The organism is Nocardioides rubriscoriae (genome assembly GCF_008087085.1).
In the GTDB taxonomy this organism is placed as follows: domain Bacteria; phylum Actinomycetota; class Actinomycetes; order Propionibacteriales; family Nocardioidaceae; genus Nocardioides; species Nocardioides rubriscoriae.
Genome location: NZ_VIYJ01000005.1, coordinates 169,114 through 189,183, shown reverse-complemented (window position 1 = coordinate 189,183; position 20,070 = coordinate 169,114). Strand labels below are relative to the sequence as shown.

Genomic DNA, 20,070 nt, shown 5'->3' with positions numbered 1-20,070 from the left:
GCCGTGCGATCACGATCGGTACGACGAGGCCCCGCCCGGTCGAGGTGGGGCTCGTGGGCGCTGACCGCGGTGACGGTCTGCGTGCTGGTCGGTGCCGCCGGGTGCTCCACCGGCTCCGACCCGATCGCGACCGCGGGCGTCGACGGGCTCGTCGTACCGACGCCCTCGCCGGACCCGGTCGACTTCGTCGACACCATCGACAACCCGTGGTTCGTGCTGGACGACGCGGCGTACGCCGACGGTGCGGGCGCGCTCGTCACGCGGGTCGTCACCGACGGCCCCGACGTCGCCGGGGTGCCCACCACCGCGGTCTCGCTGGCCGGTGAGACCGACCTCTACGCCCAGGACACCTCCGGCAACGTGTGGTGGCTGGGACGCGAGGGAGAGTGGTCGGCCGGCACCGACGGGGCCGAGGCCGGTCTCGTCATGCCGGCCCGGCCGCGGGTCGGGGACGGCTTCCGCCGGGCGGCGGTCGGCGCCGAGGACCTGCGGGCCACGGTCGTCGAGGTCGACGAGACCCGCGTGGTCCTCGAGGTCGTCACCGGCGACGAGGTCACCCAGGAGCTCTACACCCGCGGCGTGGGCCTCGAGCTGGTCTCGACGGCCGGTGACGTGGTGCTGGCCCGCCAGGCCGAGGGCGAGTAGCCCCCGGCCCGGACGGGCCAGGCGGTCGTGCGGGTGGTGCGGGTCGGGCGGGGGTCAGACCCCGTCGGGCGGGCGGACCTGGGTCTGCTCGCTCCCGGGCGTCGGCCAGCCACCCTGCTGGGGTGCCTGCGGGGTCTGCGGCGGCTGGGGTGCCTGCTGGGGGGCGGGGAACCACTGCTGGGCCTGGGGGTCCCACTGCCAGCCGTCCTGGATGATCGGCTGCTCGACCTGTGGCTGCTGCTGCGTGCTCTGCGCGGCGGGCGCGGCGTAGCTGCCGGGCTGCTGGTAGGCGGCCGGGTCGGGGGTCGCGGAGCCGCCGTACGCCGCACCGGGGTAGGCCGACCCGCCAGGCTGGTTCCACTGCTGCTGGAACTGGTCGGGGGCACCGTAGCCGGGGACGGCAGCGCCGGGCTTGGCGGCGAAGTTGAGGCCGGAGCCGGGCACCGGGTCGCTGGCGTGGCCGAAGATCGCGGGGTAGGCGAAGCCGGCCGCGGCGGCACCGAGCAGCGGGCCCACGATGAACAGCCAGAGCTGGAGGATCGCGTCGCCACCGGAGAAGAACGCCACACCGAAGGAGCGGGCCGGGTTGACCGAGGTCCCGTCGGCGCCGATCGAGGCGAAGTGGATGGCGGCGAGGGTCAGGCCGATCGCGAGCGGCGCCAGGGCGGGGTGCTCGTTGCGCTCGTCGGTGACCGAGAGGATCACGACGAGGAAGATGAAGGTCAGGACCAGCTCGATGAGCAGCGCCCCGAGCAGCGCGACGCCGCCCTGGTCGCCGTAGCCGTTGGCGCCGATCGGGTCGCCGAGCTCGTAGCCGATGTCGCCGGCCAGGGCGATGACCGTCAGCACCAGGCCGCCGACGAAGGCCCCGGCGCACTGCGCGGCGGAGTAGAGCCCGGCGTCCTTCCACGAGATCCGGCCGCCGAGCGCGGCGCCGACCGAGACCGCGGGGTTGAAGTGGCCCCCGGAGACTCGGCCGAAGGCGTAGACCATGGCGACGATGGCGATGCCGAAGGCCAGGCCGATGGCGGCGACGTCACCGCCGCCGAAGAAGGCGGCTCCCACGCCGAGCACGACGAGCACGAACGTGCCGATGGCCTCTGCGAGGAGCTTCTGGGTCATGGTCGGTGGTGCGGGGGTGGTGGAGTCCATGGGCGCGGACCTGCCCTTCGTGCTCGGGTGCGAAACCTGACTGCCGACTCTAGGGGGTCGGCGGGGTGGTCTGGGGGACCAGAGGCTGCCAGGCTGACCGGCGGCAACCGACGTCAGGTATCTTGACGTCAAGACATCCAAACCGTCGCACACCGTCGCAGGAGCTGACCACCACTCATGGCCAAGATCATCTACACCCACACCGACGAGGCGCCGCTGCTGGCGACGTACTCCTTCCTGCCGATCATCGCGGCGTACGCCGCCAAGGCCGGTGTCGACGTGGAGACCCGCGACATCTCGGTCGCCGCCCGCATCCTCGCCCAGTTCGGCCTGGCCGACGACGCGCTCGCCGAGCTCGGCGAGCTGGCCACCAAGCCCGAGGCCAACATCATCAAGCTGCCCAACATCTCCGCCTCCGTCCCGCAGCTCAAGGCCGCGATCAAGGAGCTGCAGGAGCAGGGCTTCGACCTGCCCGACTACCCCGAGAACCCCTCGACCGACGAGGAGCGGGCCACGGCCGCCAAGTACGACAAGGTCAAGGGTTCCGCCGTCAACCCGGTGCTGCGCGAGGGCAACTCCGACCGCCGCGCCCCCGCCGCGGTCAAGGGATACGCGAAGAAGTACCCCCACCGGATGGGTGCCTGGAGTCCCGAGTCCAAGACCAACGTGGCCACGATGGGCCAGGGCGACTTCTTCTCCAACGAGAAGTCCGTCATCGTCCCGGCGGCCGACACGCTGACGATCAAGCACATCGGCGTCGACGGCACCGAGACCGTGCTCAAGGACGACATGGCGGTGCTCGACGGCGAGGTCGTCGACGCGACGTTCATGGACGTCGCCGCGCTGCGCCGCTTCCTCACCGAGCAGATCGCCCGCGCCAAGGCCGAGGACGTGCTGTTCTCGGTGCACCTCAAGGCCACGATGATGAAGGTCTCCGACCCGATCATCTTCGGCCACGTCGTGCAGGCGTTCTTCCCCACGCTCTTCGAGCAGTACGGCGAGCAGCTGGCCGCCGCGGGCATCTCGCCCAACGACGGCCTCGGCGCGCTCCTCGACTCGGTCGGGTCGCTGCCCGAGGGAGACGCGATCAAGGCCGCCGTCGCGCAGGGCCTGGCTGACGGTCCCGGCATGGCGATGGTCGACGACCGCTTGGGCATCACCAACCTCCACGTGCCGTCCGACGTCATCATCGACGCCTCGATGCCTGCGATGATCCGCACCTCGGGCCACATGTGGGACGCCAAGGGCGAGGAGGCCGACACCCTGGCCGTCATCCCCGACTCGTCCTACGCCGGCGTCTACCAGACCGTCATCGACGACTGCCGCGCCCACGGCGCCTACGACCCGGCCACCATGGGCTCGGTGCCCAACGTCGGGCTGATGGCCAAGGCGGCCGAGGAGTACGGCTCGCACAACAAGACCTTCGAGATCCCCTCGGCGGGCACGGTGCAGGTCGTCGCGTCCAACGGCGACGTGCTGATCGAGCACGAGGTCCAGCCCGGCGACATCTGGCGCGCCTGCCAGACCAAGGACGCCCCGATCCGCGACTGGGTCAAGCTGGCCGTCACCCGCGCCCGCGCCTCCGACACCCCCGCGGTGTTCTGGCTCGACGAGAACCGCGCCCACGACGCCAACCTGATCGGGCTGGTCAAGACCTACCTCGCCGAGCACGACACCGACGGCCTGACCATCGAGATCATGGCCCCCGCCGCGGCCTGCGCCTACTCCATCGAGCGCATCCGCAGGGGCGAGGACACCATCTCGGTCACCGGCAACGTCCTGCGCGACTACAACACAGACCTGTTCCCGATCCTCGAGCTCGGCACGTCGGCCAAGATGCTGTCGATCGTCCCGCTGATGAACGGCGGCGGCCTGTTCGAGACCGGTGCCGGCGGCTCCGCTCCCAAGCACGTGCAGCAGCTGGTCAAGGAGAACTACCTGCGCTGGGACAGCCTCGGCGAGTTCTTCGCCCTGGCCGCCTCGCTCGAGCACCTGTCGGGCTTCGCCGACAACAGGGGCGCCAAGGTGCTGGCCGACACCCTCGACCGGGCGACCGGCACGTTCCTGGAGAACGACAAGTCGCCGACGCGCAGGATCGGCGGCATCGACAACCGCGGCTCGCACTTCTACCTGGCGTTCTACTGGGCGCAGGAGCTCGCGGCGCAGACCGACGACCCCGCCCTGGCCGCGGTGTTCAAGCCGTTCGCCGAGTCGCTGGCCGCCGACGAGGACACGATCGTCGCCGAGCTCAACGGCGTGCAGGGCCACCCGGCCGACATCGGCGGCTACTACCGCCCCGACGAGGCCAAGGCCGACCACGTGATGCGCCCGTCCGCGACGCTCAACGCGGCGCTCGCCGCTCTCTGACGCAGCAGGTCGACCCGCACCACCCCGCGGCACCACTCGTCCGCCCCAGCGTGAGCCCCGGCTCACGGTGGGGCGGACGACTGCGTCAGGGGGCCAGGGTCAGGGGGTCGGGGCCGGGGCCTGCGACGGCACCGGCCACGCCGGGTCGGGCTCGAAGCTCTCCCACCCGTCGCAGAACGGCGACCCCCACGCCGCGACGACGGCCTCGACCTCGTCGGCGACCGCGGTGATCGCGTCGGCCTCGGCCCTCGTGTAGCGGCCCTGCGCGACGGCGAGCTCGAGCTCGTCCTCGTCCTTCCGCTCGTGGGTGCGGTCGGGCTCGACCCACACGTCGAGGACCCGGTCGTGAGCGTGCAGCCAGGTGTCGTGGCGGGTGTGGCCGTCCTCGAGGTTGACGTACCAGCCCTCGAAGGCACGGGTGCGCGCGTCGAAGAAGCACCACACCGCCCAGCGGCGCCCCGCCGGCCAGACCCGCAGCACGTCGTACCCGGTCCAGGTGGCGGTGGCCTGCACGGTCTCGGCGGTGAACAGCGTCGCCTTGTCCTCGCGGATCCCGAGCCCGTCGGCGCGGGCCTTGCGCAGCACCGGGGTGCCGGCCGCGCACCAGACGGCGAGCACCTCGTCGTCGTCGCGCACGACCCTGACCGGCTCGGCGAAGTGAGGTCCGGAGACGTCGCCCCAGCGCCAGGTGATCAACGTGCCGGGAGTCCAGTGCGGTGTCGTGGCGGTCACAGGGGCAGCGTAGAAACCCGGGTGAAGTAGTCGGTCCCGCAGCGTAGGTTCGACCACGATGACCGACACGACGACCACCGAGCGCCCGACCAGACCCGACCCCGCCGACGGCGTCGGTGCCGTCGCCGACCCGGCCCGCACCGTCGACTGGCGCCGCCTGCGCCGCACGGCGGTCGGCTGGGCCATGGGGGCCTCGTTCCTCGGGGCGCTCGGCAAGACCCTCGGCACGGTCGTCGCCGGCTCGCTGGCCGAGGGCCCGACCCGCCTGCTCGTGTGGCTCCTCGCGCTCTGCGTGGTCGGCGGGGCGGTCCTCGACACCGCCGGTCGCACGGTCTGGTCGGCGGTCGTCGACCGGGCCGAGGGCAGGCTGCGCGGCGACCTGCTCGAGGCCGCGCTCCACCAGCCCCTGGTCAACCTGCACGAGCAGGCGGTCGGCGAGGTGCTCGACCGGGTCGATGACGACACCCACGAGGTCGGCGCCCTGTTGCGCCGCCAGGTCTGGGACGCGCTGCGCACCGTCTTCGCGGCGCTGCCGATGTGGGTGGTCGCCGGGCTGACCTGGTGGCCGGCCTGGGTGCTGTTCCCGCTGTTCGGCTACGGCGCCTGGCTCGTGATGCGGCCGCTGCTGCCCGAGGTCAAGCGCCTCACGGTCCTCGAGGAGATGGCCTGGACCGACCACGCCGCCGCCATGGAGGAAGGCGTCAGCGGCCGCGACGACCTACGCACCAGTCTCGGCCAGGCCCACGTCGTACGCCGGGTCGCGGCGTTGTCGGGCCTCGTGCACCGCCGCTTCGCCGACATGCTCGTCGTGCAGACCCGCATCACCCTGCGCACCGGGCTGCTGCTCCACGCCCTGCTCACCGGCGTCGCGCTGGTCGGTGTCGCGCTCGCGGTCGACGACGACCTGTCGGTCGGCCGGCTCGTGACGCTGTTCCTGGTGACGAGCACCTTCGTCGGCCAGATCGACCAGATGGCCCGTCACCTGCCCGACCTGCAGGCCGGGCTCGGGGCCGTCATCCGGCTGCGGCAGGTCCTCGAGGCCGAGACCGAGCCGGTGGGTGGCCTGCCCGTCCCCGACCGCCCGCTCGACGTCGAGCTGCGCGACCTGCACTTCGCCTACGACGAGGGCACCTTCGCCCTGCGCGACGTCGACCTGCACGTGCCGGCCGGCCACACGATCGCGCTGGTCGGTCGCACCGGCTCCGGCAAGTCGACCCTCGCGTCGCTGGTCTCGCGGGCCGTCGACCCGGTGCCCGGCACCCTGTTCGTCGGCGGTGTCGACGTGCTCGACCTCGACCTGCAACAGCTGCGGGCGGCGGTCGGCGTGGTCACCCAGCGCACCGAGATCCTGGCCGGCTCGCTGGCCGACAACATCACCCTGTTCACCGACGTGCCTCGCGAGCGCGTCGTGGCCGCCGTCACCGAGCTCGGCCTCGACGCCTGGGTCGACGGGCTCCCCGACGGCATCGACACCATGCTCGGCCCCGGCGGCACCACCCTGTCCGCGGGGGAGGAGCAGCTGGTCGCCTTCGCCCGGCTCCTGGTGCGCGACGTGCAGGTCGTCGTGCTCGACGAGGCGACCGCCCGGATGGACCCCCTCACCGAGGCGCTCGTCGTCCGCGCCTCCGACCGCCTGCTGCGCGGTCGCACCGGCCTGCTCGTCGCCCACCGGCTCTCGACCACCGCGCGCGCCGAGCTGGTCGCCGTCCTCGAGGCCGGTCGTGTGGTGCAGACCGGGCCGCGCGAGGTGCTCGCCTCGCGCGAGGGCCCCTTCAAACGGCTGCTCGACGCGAGCCACGGCGACTCGCTCGACGACGAGGTCCCGGTCGACCCGGACGCTCCCGACCCGGTCGACCGGCCGCTGTCGGAGGGCGCGGTCGGCGGTGCCCGCCGTACCGGCGAGCCACCCGTGCTGCCGGTGGTCGGCGACGGCCCGAGCCTGGCCCGCGGCATCTTCCACGCGCTGCTCGTCAAGCCGTGGTGGGGTGCGTTCGCCGCCGGGCTCTTCCTGGTGCAGGCGCTCCTCGGTGCCTTCGGGGCGGTGACCGGCTGGGTGTGGGGCACGCTGGTCCAAGACCTCCAGCAGGGCCGCGGCGACCAGGCCTCGACGTGGTGGCTGTGTGCCGCCCTGGTGGTGTGCATCATGTCGGCCCCCTACGTCATCACCGTCGCCATCCGCCGCTACCCGCGGTGGTGGATCGAGGTCATGCTGCGGGTGCGGATGGCGATGCTGATCGGGCAGACCCAGCAGCACCGGTTGACCCGCACCCCGCCCGGCGAGGTCGTCGCGCGCTCCATGGATGCCGACCGCTACGCGCGCTACGCCGACCGCTGGGTCGACTTCATCAACGGCCTCGCGATCGTCGTGGTCACCAGCATCGCCGGCGGCAGCCTCTTCGCCGGCGGCGTGCTGCTGGCCGTCATGATCGGCTCGGCGGCCGCGTCGTCCCTGGGACGTCCGATCGCCGGCCGCTCGGCCGCCGAGTCCTCGGCGGCCCGCGCCCGGTTCGGTCGGTCGCTGGTCTCCGCCCTCGAGTCGGCCCGCACCGTCAAGCTCGCCGCCGCCACCCCCTCGGTCCACGCCCACCTGCGTCGCGTCGACCAGGGCCGGGTCGAGGCCGCCGTCTTCGAGCACCGCGTCCAGGCGGTGCTCGACGGGGTGCCGGTCGTGATGGTCCAGTGCGGCGTGGTGGCCGCCTGGGCGACCTACTTCCTCGGCGGCTGGGACCTCGCCACCGCGATCCTCGTCTCCGCAGCCGTCAACGGCTTCGACTGGTTCGGCCGGGTGGCCGGGTCGGTGGTCACCGAGGCCCCCGGCGTCCGGGCCTGGCAGAAGGCCTCCAGCCGGCTCGCGGGCGGCGTCGACCTGGTCGCCCAGCGTCCTGGCGTCGACCTCGTCGCCGGCACCGCCCCGCCGCCGGCCGAGGTGCAGCGCACCCCGCTGGTCGAGCTCACCCTGCACGACGTCGCCGCCGTCCATGACGACGGCACCCGCGGGGTCGTCGGGGTCGACCTCGCCGTGCGCGCCGGCGAGCTGGTGCTGCTGCTCGGCCAGGTCGGCTCGGGCAAGTCCAGCCTGCTCTCGGCCCTGGCCGGTCTGGTCGAGCACACCGGCTCCATCCGCTGGAACGGCGTCGAGGTCGCCGACGCCCAGGCGTTCCTGCGTCCCGGGCAGGTCGCCCACGTCGCGCAGGTGCCGCGGGTGCTGTCGGGCACCTTCGCCGACAACGTGCTCCTGGGCCACGACCGGTCCTTCGACAGCGCGGTCGCCGACGCGCGTCTCGGGCGCGACCTCGACGAGGCCGGCGGCGCCCACGCCGTGGTCGGGCACCGCGGCGTACGGCTCTCCGGCGGCCAGGTCCAACGCCTCGCCCTGGCCCGGGCCCTGGCCGCCGACACCGAGCTGCTGCTCGCCGACGACGTCTCCAGCGCCCTCGACGCCACCACCGAGGTCGAGCTGTGGGCGGCCCTGCGCGAGCGCGGCACCGCCGTCATCGGGGCGACCTCCAAGCGCGCCGCCCTCGAGCAGGCCGACCGGGTCGTGGTCCTCGTCGACGGCGAGGTCGCCGCGGTCGGGCCGTGGCACTCCCTGGCCGCGCAGTGGAGCCACCTGGCGGGTTGAGCCACCGACGGTCCCCAGACCCGTCAGACTGGCCCCATGCCACCCATCCCCACCCTCGCCGCGGCGGCGCTCGTCGCCGTGTCCCTCAGCGCCTGCTCCCAGGCCGAGGATGCCGCCAAGGACGCCGTCGGCGGTGCCGCCTGCTCGGTCGCCCGGAGCGCCGTCGACGAGGCGGCGCGTCAGGCCCGGACGGCCGTCGACGACATCGGGGCCGACCCGCGGTCGGCCGAGCAGGAGCTGCGCGGGGTCCGCGACGCGCTGACCGCGGCCGAGCGGGGCGTCGACGGCGACGTCAAGGCCGACATCGCCGACGCCAAGGCGGCCGTCGAGGAGCTGCTCGGCCAGGCCCAGGGCGCCGCCCGGGGGGCCGAGGTCGACACCGGCGCCGTCGACGCCGCCAAGGCCGACCTCGACCGGGCCGTCGAGGACCTCACGACGCTCTGCTGACCAGCTTCTTCTCCTTCGGGTCCCACCCGAGCACGCGCACGTCGTCGACCAGTGCGGCCACCGTGGCCTCGACGACCTCGCCGGCCGATCGGGGGTCGGGCAGCGGCGGCGGCGTGCCGGCCAGGGCGCGCGTCTCGAGCCCGGTGTCGAGGTGCGGGGGACGGACGTCGAGCACGCCGAAGGCCCGCCGGTTCTCGCGGCGCAGCACCTCGAGCCACGACGAGAGCGCGGCCTTCGTGGCGGAGTACTCCGCCATCTGGTTGGTCGGCAGGTCCGCGAGGATCGCCGAGAGCACGGCGACGCGACCGCGGTCGCTCGCGGCCAGCGCGGGGGCGGCCGCGCGCACCAGCGACATCGGGCCCAGCACGTTGACCGCGAACAGCTCGTCGACCACGGCGGCGTCGGCCTCGAGCGCGGGCCCGAACGCCGCCACCCCCACGCAGACGACCAGCAGGTCGAGCCCGCCCAGCGCCTCGACCGCCTCGTCGACGGCGCGTCGGCACGAGTCACCGTCGACGGCGTCGAACAGCACCGGTGCGGTCGCGAACTGCGCGGCGAGGACGTCGAGCGGCTCGCGGCGTCGTCCGCCGACGACCACCCGGGCGCCGCGGGCGTGCAGCGCCTGCGCCAGTCCTGTGCCGAGCGCGCCGCTCGCCCCTGCCACCAGTGTCCGTGCCCCGTCGAGGTCCATGGCCCCGATGATCCTCGGGGTGCGGACCCGGTGGGCTCACCCGCCCAGTGCGGACCTCGTCGAGCGTCGCCACGCGACCGTGCCGGTCGCCGTGGAATAGGACCCCGTCGGGGGCCGGTTGGAGGATGGACGCGCCCCCGACCGGAAGCCGAGATGACGACGACCGCCCCGACCGACCTCCCCGCCGTACCCACGGCGCGGGCCGCCCACTTCCGCCTCGCCGTGCTGGCCCTGGCGATGGGCGGCTTCGCGATCGGCACCACCGAGTTCGTCACGATGGGCCTGATCCGCGAGATCGCCGCCGGCGTCGACGTGTCGATCCCCAGTGCCGGTCACGTGATCTCGGCGTACGCCGTGGGCGTGGTCGTCGGGGCCCCGCTGCTGGCGTTCTTCGGTGCGCGGTGGCCGCGCCGCGGCCTGCTCGTGGCGCTGATGGCGGCCTATGCCGTCTTCAACGCCTTCAGCGCCCTGGCCACCTCGTTCCACTGGTTGCTGCTGGCGCGCTTCCTCGACGGCCTGCCGCACGGCGCCTACTTCGGCGTGGCGTCGTTGGTCGCGGCCAGCATGGCCGCGCCGGGCCGCAAGGGCCGCGCGGTGGCGTCGGTGATGCTGGGGCTCTCGGTCGCCAACGTGGTCGGCGTCCCCGCCGCCACCTGGCTCGGTCAGCACCTCGGCTGGCGCTCGGCGTACTGGTCGGTCGCCCTGCTCGCGCTGGTCACGGTCGCGATGGTGCTGGCGTTCGTGCCGTCGGTCCCCGGTGACGCCGAGGCGACCGGACGACGTGAGCTGGCCGCCTTCTCCAAGGTCCAGGTGTGGCTGACGCTGCTGGCCGGCGCGGTCGGGTTCGGCGGCATGTTCGCGGTCTTCTCCTACGTCGCCCCGACGGTCACCGAGGTCGGCGGCCTGGGTGACGGTGCGGTGCCGCTGTTCCTGCTGGTCTTCGGGCTCGGCATGGTCGCCGGCACCTGGGTGGCCGGGGAGCTGGCCGACTGGTCGGTGTTCCGGGCGCTGGTGCTGGGGTCCGGCGGTATGGGCGTGGCCCTGGTCGCGTGGTACCTCCTGGCCCCCACCGGCCTCGGCCTGCTGCCGGTCGCCTTCGCGATCACCGCTCTCGGCTCGGTGCTGGTGGTCAACCTCCAGCTGCGCCTGATGGACGTCGCCGGTGACGCCCAGACCCTGGGCGCGGCGATGAACCACGCCAGCCTCAACGTCGCCAACGCCCTCGGCGCCTGGCTCGGCGGGCTCGTGATCGCCGCCGGCTACGGCTACCGGGCGCCTGCCCTGGTCGGGATCGGCCTGTCGGCCGGCGGGCTGCTGGTGATCCTGGTGTCGGCGCGGCTTCAGCGCCGGGCCCGCTCCTCGGCCCACTCCTCGGCCAGCACGTCGTAGAGCGCGAGGTCGGTCAGGCCGTCACGCGTGACGGTGCCGAGACGTTCGTGGCCGGTGTGCGTGAAGCCCGACGACTCGATGACGTGACGTGAGGCGGCGTTGTCGACCGCCGCGAAGCACCGCACGCGGCGCAGGCCCAGCTCGGCGAACGCCCACGTCGTCACGACCGGCACGGCGGCGCGCATGACGCCGCGGCCGCGGGCGTCGGGGTGGGTCCAGTAGCCGATCTCGGCGTCGTCGTCGGTGATGTCGAACAGGTTGATCGCCGCCAGCAGCCGGTCGTCGGTCGCGTCGACGACCGCCCACTGCACCGCCGCCCCCGTCGCGCGCCTCTCGGTCTGGTGGGCGATCCAGGCCCGCGCGTCGGCCTCGGTGTAGGGCGCCGGCATCCGCCCCAGCCACCGCTGGGTGCGCTCGTCGGAGCACGCCTCGACGATACGTGGTACGTCGTCGGGTCCGAACGCCCGCAGCCGCAGCCCGTCGCCGGCCTCGAGCACGGGCACCGTCAACCAGCGGCCCGACGGCTCGCGGCGTTCCCCGGCCAGCAGGGTGCCGACCCACGCGTCGACCAGCTCGCCACGGAAGACGTGCGAGCGGCGCAGCACCCCGTCGAGGCTGAAGCCGAGCCGCCACGCCAGCTTGCGCGAGGCCCAGTTGCCGACGTTGGCCCGCCACACCACGGTCTGCAGACCCTGGGTGGTGAACCCCCACTCGAGCAGCAGTCGCAGCGCGGCCTCCATGACGCCGGTCCCACGGGCGGCCGGGTGGGCGCCGTACGCGATCTCGGCCCGGCCGTGGCCCTCGTCGCGCAGGGCGATGTTGCCGGCGTAGTGGCTGCCGTCGGGCAGACCGGCGGGGCCGGCGTCGACGCAGAAGATCCACTGCGACCCGTCGGCCCACGCGCCCGGTGCGATGTCGTGCACGAAGCCGATGGCGTCGGTCATGCCGAAGGGCACCGGCACGTTGGTCCACGCGATCGAGAGCGGGTCGAGGCACTGCTCGAGCACGCCGGCCACGTCACGGTCGTCGAGGGCCCGCAGGGTGACCGTGCCGTCGGACAGGAGCGGCACGGCGGGGGGCACGGCGGGGGGCACGGCGGGGGAGGTCTCGGGTTCGGCCATGCGCACGACCCTGTCATGCGGGGTCGTCCCGGCGCCGCCCGATTTCTACCGACGTCTCAGCCGGGGAAGGGGAACACGGCCGGGCTGCGGTGCCCGCGCGGCCCGACGGCCCGCACCCCGAGCACCACGTTGTCCTTCGACAGGTCGAGGGTGGTGCGGCTGACGTCACCCACGGGCACGACGTGCTGCCACAGCGGCTCGGCGGTCGGGCGCCACACGACCTCGTAGCCGGCGGCCTCGCCGGTGCCTGCGCGCCAGGTCAAGGTGGTGTTGTTGGTCAGGTCGGTGGTGTCGATGGTGACGTCGAGCGGGACACCGGGCGCCTGCGCAAGCGACCAGAGGGTCGCGGCGTTGACCCGGGCGACGCCCGCGATGTAGTCCCAGTCGCAGAAGCGGGGGAGGTCGCCGTACTGCTGGCCGTCGACGACGCGGACGTCCTGGTGCTGGTGGGCGAAGTCCTCGGCGGGCTCGGTGAAGCGGGCCGCCGGGAACCCGGCGTCGAGGAACGCGCGGTGGTCGCCGCCGCGCAGGTAGCGGTCGAGGCGGTGGACCAGCCGCACCTGCATGCCGGTGACCTCGCGGGTCGCGACCTCGGTGACGAAGCGGCCGAGCTGACGGGTGGGGCTGTCGTTCTCGCCGCCGATCGACAGCCGGGTCGCGCGGCGCTGGGCGTCCTCGGTGCGGGGCAGCCCCTCGACGAACAGGCGCACGCTCGTGGCGTCGACCTCGCCGTCGTCGGCCCGGCTCGAGCCGACGATGTCGTCGGTGAACATCGCCTGCACGTCGGCGCCCTCCTCCTTGAGCTGCCGGGCCAGGAACGCGGCGCCGTAGAGACCCTGCTCCTCGCCGGCGACCGCGGCGAACACGATCGTCGCGGCCGGACGCCGCGTGGCCATGATGCGCGCCAGCTCCATGGCCACGGCCACGCCCGAGGCGTCGTCGTCGGCGCCGGGGGCGTCACTGGTGAAGTCCATGACGTCGGTGGCCCGCGAGTCGTAGTGACCGCTGACGACGTAGACGCGACCGGGGTCGGTCGAGCCCTCGAGGCGAGCCACCACGTTGCTGATCACGGTGGGTGTAGGGATGCGGCTGGCCGGCTGCTGCACGTACGACGGCACGCTCACCGTCATCCGGCCGCCGGAGCGCGCGGCGTAGCCCCGCATCTGCTCGGCGATCCAGTCGCGTGCCGCCCCGATGCCGCGCTGCGGGTCGGTCTGCGAGCTCAGCGTGTGGCGGGTGCCGAAGGCCGCCAGCCGTTCGACGGTCGCCTGGATGCGCCGCGGGTCGACCTCGCGCAGGAGCGCGCGGAGCTCGGCGTCGGCCCGCTGCGGCCTCAGTGGGCGCCCGGGCCCGTCGGGCCAGCCCTCGGTGGACGGGTCGGCGCCACGGGCGCCCGGACGCCCGGGCGCGGCCTGGGCGCGGCTGCCGTCGGCGGCGCCGACCGCCAGGCCTGCGGCCGCCGCGGCGCCGGTGCCGAGCAGGGCCCGGCGGCTCGGCTGGGCAGGGGTCTGGGCAGGGGTGGGCTGGGTGTCGGACATGGCGTTCCTCCCGAGAACGGTCGACTGTCGTGCCGTCCACCATGCCACGTCCCTGGCTAGGCTCTGAAACATGCAGATCACCGACCCCGGCATCCCGACCTGGCCCGTGACGGGCCTCTCGCTCGTCGTCGGCTTCGCCGTCGCCGAGCTCACCGGGGTGCGGGCGATCGGTGGTGTCGTCCTGGTCGTCGCGATGCTGTGGTGCGGCGTGACCTGGCTGTCGCGGCAGGTGCCGGGCCCGCGGATCGCGGCCATGGTGGTGCTCTACCTCGTGCTCTTCGCCCTCTCCCACGTCATCGCCGACCCGCTCGGCACGTGGCCGTCGGTCGCGCTGGTCGCCGCGGTGATGGCCGCCGCGACGTACGCCGTCGCCGACCGCACCCACCCGCGCACCGGCGAGCGCGTCACCGTCTGAGCAGGTCGCTCGCGACGCGGTGCGTCACTGCACGGCGCTGCCGTGCCACAGCGGCCAGATGTCGGAGGTGAGCTCGTCGGTGCGGTGCCACAGGGCGAGGTAGAGCTGGGCGGCGGTGCCCTCGATCGTGAGGTCGCCGGTGGCGCGGCCCTCGTGACCCGTGACGCGGGTCGAGACCGGCGGCTCGTCGCTGACCCGCACGGTGAAGGAGTCGTCGGCGTCGGTGGGCAGCACCGCGATCGTGACGGGCTCGGGCGACCGCAGCCGCGACTTCGAGCGCGGCACGAAACCGAGCAGCAGCTCGTCGATCCCGTCGAGGGCCAGGGCGCGTCCGGCCTCGTCGCCGAGCCAGGTCTCGTCGGCGCGGGGGAGCCGCCCGAGCGCGGCGCCCAGCACGTCGACGGCGTGCATCGTCGTCTCGTGGCACTGCCGGCGCGCCCAGAACCGCTTCGGCGGCGGAGCGTCGCGCAGGAACACCGGAGCGGGCGCGTCGTCGGCGGCGTCGACCAGCACCTTGACCAGCGCGATCGCCCCGTCGCGCAGCCACTCGACGGGGTCGCTGCTGCTGCGCCCGGCCTTCTCGATCGGCGTCCACTCCAGGTCCTCGCCGCGGAACGACGCGGCGGCCCAGCGGTGCACGGCGCCCTGGTGGCCGACCAGGCGGCGCACGGTCCACTCGGGGCACGACGGCACGGGTACGTCGAGGCCGGCCTGCCCGGCGTACCGCGCGAGCTCCCGCATGGCCGTGTGGAGGCCGGTGAGGTGCTGGGCGAAGGTGAGGTCGGTGGGCACGTCGGCATCCTCCCATCCGGCCCGGCGCGGGCATCGGCAACAATGAGGGCCATGTCTGCCACGACCCAGCCCGAGGTCAGTGTGCCCACGCTGACGGCGGGAGGGGCCCGGCCCCGCGTGCTGTCCGGGATCCAGCCCACCGCCGACTCGTTCCACTTCGGCAACTACCTCGGTGCCCTGCGCCAGTGGGTCGACCTCCAGCGTGATCACCAGCCCTTCTTCTTCATCGCCGACCTGCACGCGATCACCGTCGAGCAGGACCCCAAGGTGCTGCGCGAGCGCACGCTGCGGGCGGCCGCCCAGCTGCTGGCCATGGGCGTCGACCCGGCGCGCTCGGCGATCTTCGTGCAGAGCCAGGTGCCCGAGCACGCCCAGCTCGGGTGGGTGCTGCAGTGCCTGACCGGCTTCGGCGAGGCGCGGCGGATGACGCAGTTCAAGGACAAGTCGGCCAAGGGCGGCGAGGGCGCGGCCTCGGTCGGCCTCTTCACCTACCCCGTCCTCCAGGCGGCCGACATCCTGCTCTACCGCCCGCACTACGTGCCGGTCGGCGAGGACCAGCGCCAGCACCTCGAGCTGACCCGCGACCTCGCCCAGCGCTTCAACCACCGCTACAAGAAGACCTTCCGGCTCCCCGAGCCCTACATCCTCAAGGCGACCGCCAAGATCGCCGACCTGCAGGAGCCCACGGCGAAGATGTCGAAGTCGGCGTCGTCTGCGGCCGGCATCATCGAGATGCTCGACCAGCCGTCGGTCAGTGCCAAGAAGATCCGCTCGGCGGTGACCGACAGCGAGGCCGAGATCCGCTTCGACCCCGAGACCAAGCCCGGCATCAGCAACCTGCTCACGATCTTCGCAGCGCTCAGCGGGACCGCCGTCAGCGACCTCGAGCAGCAGTACGCCGGCCAGGGCTACGGCGCTCTCAAGGGCGACCTCGCCGACGCGGTGGTCGCCTTCGTCACCCCGTTCCGCGACCGCACCCTCGAGCTGCTCGACGACCAGGCCTACCTCACCGAGGTCCTGCGCCAGGGCGCCGAGCAGGCCGGGGCCGTGGCCCGGGCCACGCTCAAGGACGTGTACCAGCGGGTGGGTTTCGTCGCTCCCGCGGCCCGCTAGGGTCGGGGGATGCCGACGATCGGAGTGGCCGTCGCGATCCCGGAACCGTGGGCGACGCAGCTGCAGGACTATCGCACCGCTGTCGGGGACACGACGGCGACGATGATCCCGACCCACATCACCCTCGTCCCGCCGACCGAGGTCGACGACGACCTGGGCGTGGTGGAGGAGCACCTGCACGCCACGGCCGCGAGGTTGGAACCGTTCGACGTGCACCTGCGTGGCACCGGCACCTTCCGCCCGGTCTCGCCCGTGGTCTTCGTCAGCCTCGTCGAGGGCATCTCGCAGTGCGAGCAGCTCGCCCAGGCCGTACGCCGAGGACCGCTCGACGTCGACCTCGACTACCCCTACCACCCCCACGTCACGGTGGCCCACCACCTGCCCGACGACCGCCTCGACCAGGCGTTCGTCGAGCTGGCCGGGTTCGAGTGCCAGTTCACCGTGGCCGACTTCCACCTCTACGTCCACGACGACGTGCTCGGCTGGCAGGCGTCGCAGGACTTCACGCTCTCGGGGAGCTGACACACCATGGTCTCGGTGACGCAACGGCTGTCCGAGGCGCGCGACGAACGCCCGGTCCTCGACCACGTGCTCTCGACCAACGAGCACTACGGCAAGGTCCACGGCGGTCAGCAGGCCGGCGCGGTGACCTACTTCGCGTTCCTGTCGGTCTTCCCGGTGCTCGCGCTGGCCTTCTTCGCCGTGGGCCTGATTGCGGGGGTCTATCCCGAGGCCCGGGCCAACCTCACCACGGCGATCGAGTCCGTGCTGCCCGGCATCGTCGGACCCGACGACAACCAGCTCTCCCTCGACGACGTGCAGAGCTTCTCCGGGCTGGCCGGCGTCCTGGGTCTGCTCGGGGTGCTGTACGCCGGGCTCGGCTGGGTCTCGGCCCTGCGCGAGGCGCTCGTCGAGGTCTTCGAGACCCCCAAGCGCGCGCAGCCCTCGCTGGTCAAGGGCAAGCTGCGCGACCTCGAGGCACTGGTCCTGGTGGGTCTCGTGCTCATGGTCTCCGTCGCGGTCGCCGGCCTGGTCTCGGCGTCCTCGACCTTCCTGCTCGACCTGGTCGGGCTGGGCTCCGAGCTCAGCTGGGTGGTCAAGCTCCTGGCCGTGGCGCTCGGGCTGGCCGCCAACGCCGTGCTGTTCTACGCCCTGTTCCGGCTGCTCGCCGAGCCGCAGGCCCCGCCGCGTTGCCTGTGGTCGGGGGCCCTGATCGGCGCGGTCGGGTTCGAGGTGCTCAAGCAGCTGTCCGGGTTGCTGATCAGCGCCACCAAGGGACAGCCGGCCTTCCAGGCGTTCGGCATCGCGCTGATCCTGGTGGTCTGGATTAACTACTTCTCCCGCCTGGTCCTGTATGCCGCCTCCTGGGCCCACACCGCGCCCGAGGCGGTCGCCCTGCGCGGCGGCGGACCCGTCGAGCCGGTGCAGGGCCCGGTGACCCCCGACCTCACCCACCTCCCCGAGGCGGTGCGCGTCGGTGGCGCCGAGCCGGCCGTCAGGTCGGTGGCCGCGGACGGTCGCTCGTGGCCGGCTCCGTTCGCCGCCGGCAGCGCCACGACGCTCGCGGTGGTCGCGCTCCTGCGCCGCAGGCGCACCTGATGGCGACCGGTCGTCACCAGGTGACGTCGGCCGCGGACACCACCTCGGTGGTGACGCCGGGGTAGTCGGTGTCGGCGACGAAGAAGTTGGTGAAGGCGATCATCTCCCGGGCCCCGACCGGCACGGTGGTGCCGTCGGGCAGGTCCAGGGGCCACGGTCCGGTGTCGGTCGTGTGGCCGTCGGCCACCAGCACGGTGTCGTAGCCCTCGACCTGCGAGCGGGCGGCGGTGCTGCGGATGCAGGCGTCGGTGGCCGCGCCGCAGATCACCAGCCGGGTCGCGCCGAGCACGTCGAGACGGTCGCGCAGGTCGGTCTCGACGAATGCGTCGAGGTACTGCTTGCCGATCACCGCCTCGCCGTCGGGTGGGCGCACGGCCTCGACGATCTGCCAGGGGTCGGAGCCGGGCACGAACGGACCGGCCTCGTGCTGGATCCACAGCACCGGCACGTCGTCGGCGCGGGCGCGCTCGATGAGGCCGCGGATGCGGGAGACGACCCCGTCGCGGTCGAGGGCGTCGGCGGTGTTGCCGTGCTGGACGTCGACGACGAGCAGGACGGTGCGGGGTTCTCCGGGGCGGGTGCTCATGCGCCGTACGCTAGAGCAGTGAGCGGACACTTTCCGACCGGATTCGCGACGTCCGCGCCGAGTCCGGCCGGTCGGGTCCTCGCGCTGCTCGAGCGGGTCCAGGAACGGCCGGGGCTCACCGCCGACCAGCTGGCCGCCGAGCTCGGCGTGGGGGAGCGGACCGTACGCCGCTACGTCACCACGCTGCAGGACCTCGGCATCCCGGTGGTCGCCCGCCGGGGTCGGGTGGGCGGCTACCACCTCGAGGCGGGGTTCCGGATGCCGCCGCTGATGCTGAGCACCGACGAGGCGGTCGCCCTCACGTTGACCATGGCGGTGCTCGCCGGCCGCGACGGCACGACCGGGCCGGCGGACGCCGCGCTCGCCAAGCTGCGCCGGGCGCTGCCCCGCGCCGTGGCCGAGCGGGTCGACGACGTGCTGTCGGCCGTCGTCCCGCCGGAGCACAGCGACCGGCTGGCCGCCGGCGCGGCGCCCGACCCGTCGCTGCTCGCGACCCTGGCGGCCGGGGTCGTCGGCGAGCGCGTGTGCCGGATCCGGCACCGACCGTCCGGCGGCCCGGGGGAGGACACCGTGAGGGCGGTCAACCCCTACGGCGTGGCCGTCGTGCGCGGCCGCCTCTACCTGCACGGCTGGTGCCACCTGCGGCGCGCGCGGCGCACCTTCCGCGTCGACCGGATCACCTCGGTGCAGCTGCTGCCCGACACCTTCCACGCCCCCGCCGGCCTCGACGTCGCCGACGCGGTCGCGACCTCGCTGGCGACCACGTGGGACGGCTGGTCGGTCAGCGTGGTGCTCGACGCACCCCTGGCGGCGGTCGAGGCGGCCTTCCCGCGCTACGTCGGCGTGCCGGAGGAGGTGGACGCGACGACGACACGGCTACGGCTGACCACACGCAACCTCGACGCCACGGTCCTGCGACTGTCGGACCACGCGTTCGCGATGCGGGTCGAGGAACCGGCAGCCCTGCGCGAGGCGTTCGCGAGGAGGGCCGCCTGGATGACCCGGGTCGCCGGGCCATCCACGGTGGACGGGACGAACGGGGCCAGCGGGGTCAGTGACCCTGCTTGAGCGCCATCCGGTAGTCCTTGTTGAGCTGCGAGATCACGTCGAGCGGGATCTCCTTGGGGCACGCGGCGGTGCACTCACCGATGTTGGTGCAACCACCGAAGCCCTCGGCGTCGTGCTGCGCGACCATGGCGGTCACCCGCGACCAGCGCTCGGGCTGACCCTGCGGCAGCTCACCGAGGTGGGTGATCTTGGCGCCCAGGAAGAGCGAGGCCGAGCCGTTGGGGCACGCCGCGACGCAGGCGCCGCAGCCGATGCAGGTGGCGACGTTGAAGGCCCGCATCGCCTTCTCGCGCGGGGCCGGGACCGAGTTGGCCTCGGGGGCGGACCCGGTGTTGGCCGAGATGTAGCCGCCGGCCTGGATGATGCGGTCGAAGGCGGACCGGTCGACGCTCAGGTCCTTGAGCACCGGGAACGCGTCGGAGCGCCACGGCTCGACGGTGATCGTCTGGCCGTCCTTGAAGGAGCGCATGTGCAGCTGGCAGGAGGTCGTGACCTCGGGACCGTGGGCCTGGCCGTCGATCATGAGGTCGCACGAGCCGCAGATGCCCTCGCGGCAGTCGTGGTCGAAGGTGATCGGCTCCTCGCCGGCGTCGTTGAGCTGCTCGTTGAGGACGTCGAGCATCTCCAGGAAGCTCATCTCCTCGGAGACGTCGTCGAGGTCGTAGGTGTGGATGGCACCCTGAGCCTCCGGGGAGGCCTGGCGCCAGATCTTCAGGGTCAGCTTCATCTCGTCACTCGCACTCGGTCGTCCCAGCCGGGCCCCGGCTGGTGTGGGGGCGGCGCCGGCCGGGCC

Annotated in this window: 18 protein-coding genes; 10 read left to right on the top strand and 8 right to left on the bottom strand. The window is 73.4% G+C overall.

Features of this window, described 5'->3' with window-relative positions; genetic code table 11:
• Positions 1–3 precede the first annotated feature (3 nt).
• A complete protein-coding gene (locus FZC61_RS10560) occupies positions 4–645 on the top strand; it encodes a hypothetical protein (RefSeq protein ID WP_148614132.1) in 642 nt (213 codons plus the stop codon).
• 54 nt (positions 646–699) lie between these two features.
• Here the strand turns inward: FZC61_RS10560 and FZC61_RS10555 are convergent, their stop codons facing one another.
• Complete coding sequence (locus FZC61_RS10555; RefSeq protein ID WP_211357201.1) at positions 700–1,797, bottom strand: MIP/aquaporin family protein; 1,098 nt, start codon at positions 1,795–1,797, stop codon at positions 700–702.
• 177 nt (positions 1,798–1,974) lie between these two features.
• Here FZC61_RS10555 and FZC61_RS10550 point away from each other — a divergent pair, with 177 nt between their 5' ends.
• Positions 1,975–4,164: an NADP-dependent isocitrate dehydrogenase gene (locus FZC61_RS10550; RefSeq protein ID WP_148614131.1), complete on the top strand. Its 2,190-nt coding sequence runs from the start codon at positions 1,975–1,977 to the stop codon at positions 4,162–4,164.
• A gap of 99 nt (positions 4,165–4,263) precedes the next feature.
• On the opposite strand, the gene FZC61_RS10545 is transcribed toward FZC61_RS10550, so the two are convergent.
• Positions 4,264–4,896 (bottom strand): ribonuclease FAU-1 family protein, encoded by a 633-nt coding sequence (locus FZC61_RS10545; RefSeq protein ID WP_170286062.1) that lies wholly within the window; start codon positions 4,894–4,896, stop codon positions 4,264–4,266.
• Positions 4,897–4,954: 58 nt separating this feature from the next.
• Between FZC61_RS10545 and FZC61_RS10540 the strand changes: the two genes are divergently transcribed.
• Both FZC61_RS10540 and FZC61_RS10535 read left to right on the top strand, forming a co-directional pair.
• Complete coding sequence (locus FZC61_RS10540; protein WP_148614129.1) at positions 4,955–8,518, top strand: ATP-binding cassette domain-containing protein; 3,564 nt, start codon at positions 4,955–4,957, stop codon at positions 8,516–8,518.
• Between the two features lie 36 nt (positions 8,519–8,554).
• Positions 8,555–8,965, top strand: coding sequence for a hypothetical protein (locus FZC61_RS10535; protein WP_148614128.1), 411 nt, complete (start codon positions 8,555–8,557; stop codon positions 8,963–8,965).
• On the opposite strand, the gene FZC61_RS10530 is transcribed toward FZC61_RS10535, so the two are convergent.
• Entirely contained in the window at positions 8,949–9,656 is a 708-nt protein-coding gene (locus FZC61_RS10530) for an SDR family NAD(P)-dependent oxidoreductase (protein ID WP_148614127.1), read from the bottom strand. The genes FZC61_RS10535 and FZC61_RS10530 overlap by 17 nt on opposite strands.
• Positions 9,657–9,809: 153 nt before the next feature.
• Here FZC61_RS10530 and FZC61_RS10525 point away from each other — a divergent pair, with 153 nt between their 5' ends.
• Positions 9,810–11,045 carry an MFS transporter gene (locus tag FZC61_RS10525; protein ID WP_148614126.1) on the top strand — a complete coding sequence of 412 codons (1,236 nt, stop codon included), beginning with the start codon at positions 9,810–9,812 and terminating at the stop codon, positions 11,043–11,045.
• On the opposite strand, the gene FZC61_RS10520 is transcribed toward FZC61_RS10525, so the two are convergent.
• On the bottom strand, positions 10,997–12,166 hold the full coding sequence (locus FZC61_RS10520; RefSeq protein ID WP_148614125.1) for a GNAT family N-acetyltransferase: 1,170 nt from the start codon (positions 12,164–12,166) through the stop codon (positions 10,997–10,999). The two genes, FZC61_RS10525 and FZC61_RS10520, sit on opposite strands and share 49 nt — an antisense overlap.
• A gap of 56 nt (positions 12,167–12,222) precedes the next feature.
• The gene (locus FZC61_RS10515) at positions 12,223–13,704 is read right to left on the bottom strand and encodes a M20/M25/M40 family metallo-hydrolase (RefSeq protein WP_148614124.1); all 1,482 of its coding nucleotides are present in this window, start codon (positions 13,702–13,704) and stop codon (positions 12,223–12,225) included.
• A gap of 70 nt (positions 13,705–13,774) precedes the next feature.
• Here FZC61_RS10515 and FZC61_RS10510 point away from each other — a divergent pair, with 70 nt between their 5' ends.
• On the top strand, positions 13,775–14,119 hold the full coding sequence (locus FZC61_RS10510) for a hypothetical protein (RefSeq protein ID WP_148614123.1): 345 nt from the start codon (positions 13,775–13,777) through the stop codon (positions 14,117–14,119).
• Between the two features lie 24 nt (positions 14,120–14,143).
• On the opposite strand, the gene FZC61_RS10505 is transcribed toward FZC61_RS10510, so the two are convergent.
• Positions 14,144–14,911 carry a maleylpyruvate isomerase family mycothiol-dependent enzyme gene (locus FZC61_RS10505; protein ID WP_211357200.1) on the bottom strand — a complete coding sequence of 256 codons (768 nt, stop codon included), beginning with the start codon at positions 14,909–14,911 and terminating at the stop codon, positions 14,144–14,146.
• A 51-nt stretch (positions 14,912–14,962) separates the two neighbouring features.
• On the opposite strand from FZC61_RS10505, the gene trpS reads away from it, so the two are divergent.
• Genes trpS through FZC61_RS10490 form a run of 3 tightly spaced genes read left to right on the top strand, consistent with a single transcriptional unit; the run spans position 14,963 to position 17,623 of the window.
• Positions 14,963–16,024: a tryptophan--tRNA ligase gene (gene trpS / locus FZC61_RS10500; protein WP_148614122.1), complete on the top strand. Its 1,062-nt coding sequence runs from the start codon at positions 14,963–14,965 to the stop codon at positions 16,022–16,024.
• A gap of 9 nt (positions 16,025–16,033) precedes the next feature.
• Entirely contained in the window at positions 16,034–16,546 is a 513-nt protein-coding gene (locus FZC61_RS10495) for a 2'-5' RNA ligase family protein (RefSeq protein WP_148614121.1), read from the top strand.
• Positions 16,547–16,561: 15 nt separating this feature from the next.
• Positions 16,562–17,623: a YihY/virulence factor BrkB family protein gene (locus tag FZC61_RS10490; RefSeq protein WP_246142629.1), complete on the top strand. Its 1,062-nt coding sequence runs from the start codon at positions 16,562–16,564 to the stop codon at positions 17,621–17,623.
• 13 nt (positions 17,624–17,636) lie between these two features.
• Here the strand turns inward: FZC61_RS10490 and FZC61_RS10485 are convergent, their stop codons facing one another.
• Positions 17,637–18,209, bottom strand: coding sequence for an isochorismatase family protein (locus tag FZC61_RS10485; RefSeq protein WP_148614119.1), 573 nt, complete (start codon positions 18,207–18,209; stop codon positions 17,637–17,639).
• An 18-nt stretch (positions 18,210–18,227) separates the two neighbouring features.
• Between FZC61_RS10485 and FZC61_RS10480 the strand changes: the two genes are divergently transcribed.
• Entirely contained in the window at positions 18,228–19,277 is a 1,050-nt protein-coding gene (locus FZC61_RS10480) for a helix-turn-helix transcriptional regulator (RefSeq protein WP_170286061.1), read from the top strand.
• Here the strand turns inward: FZC61_RS10480 and FZC61_RS10475 are convergent.
• Positions 19,261–20,004 carry a succinate dehydrogenase/fumarate reductase iron-sulfur subunit gene (locus FZC61_RS10475; RefSeq protein WP_148614117.1) on the bottom strand — a complete coding sequence of 248 codons (744 nt, stop codon included), beginning with the start codon at positions 20,002–20,004 and terminating at the stop codon, positions 19,261–19,263. The two genes, FZC61_RS10480 and FZC61_RS10475, sit on opposite strands and share 17 nt — an antisense overlap.
• Positions 20,005–20,070 lie beyond the last annotated feature (66 nt).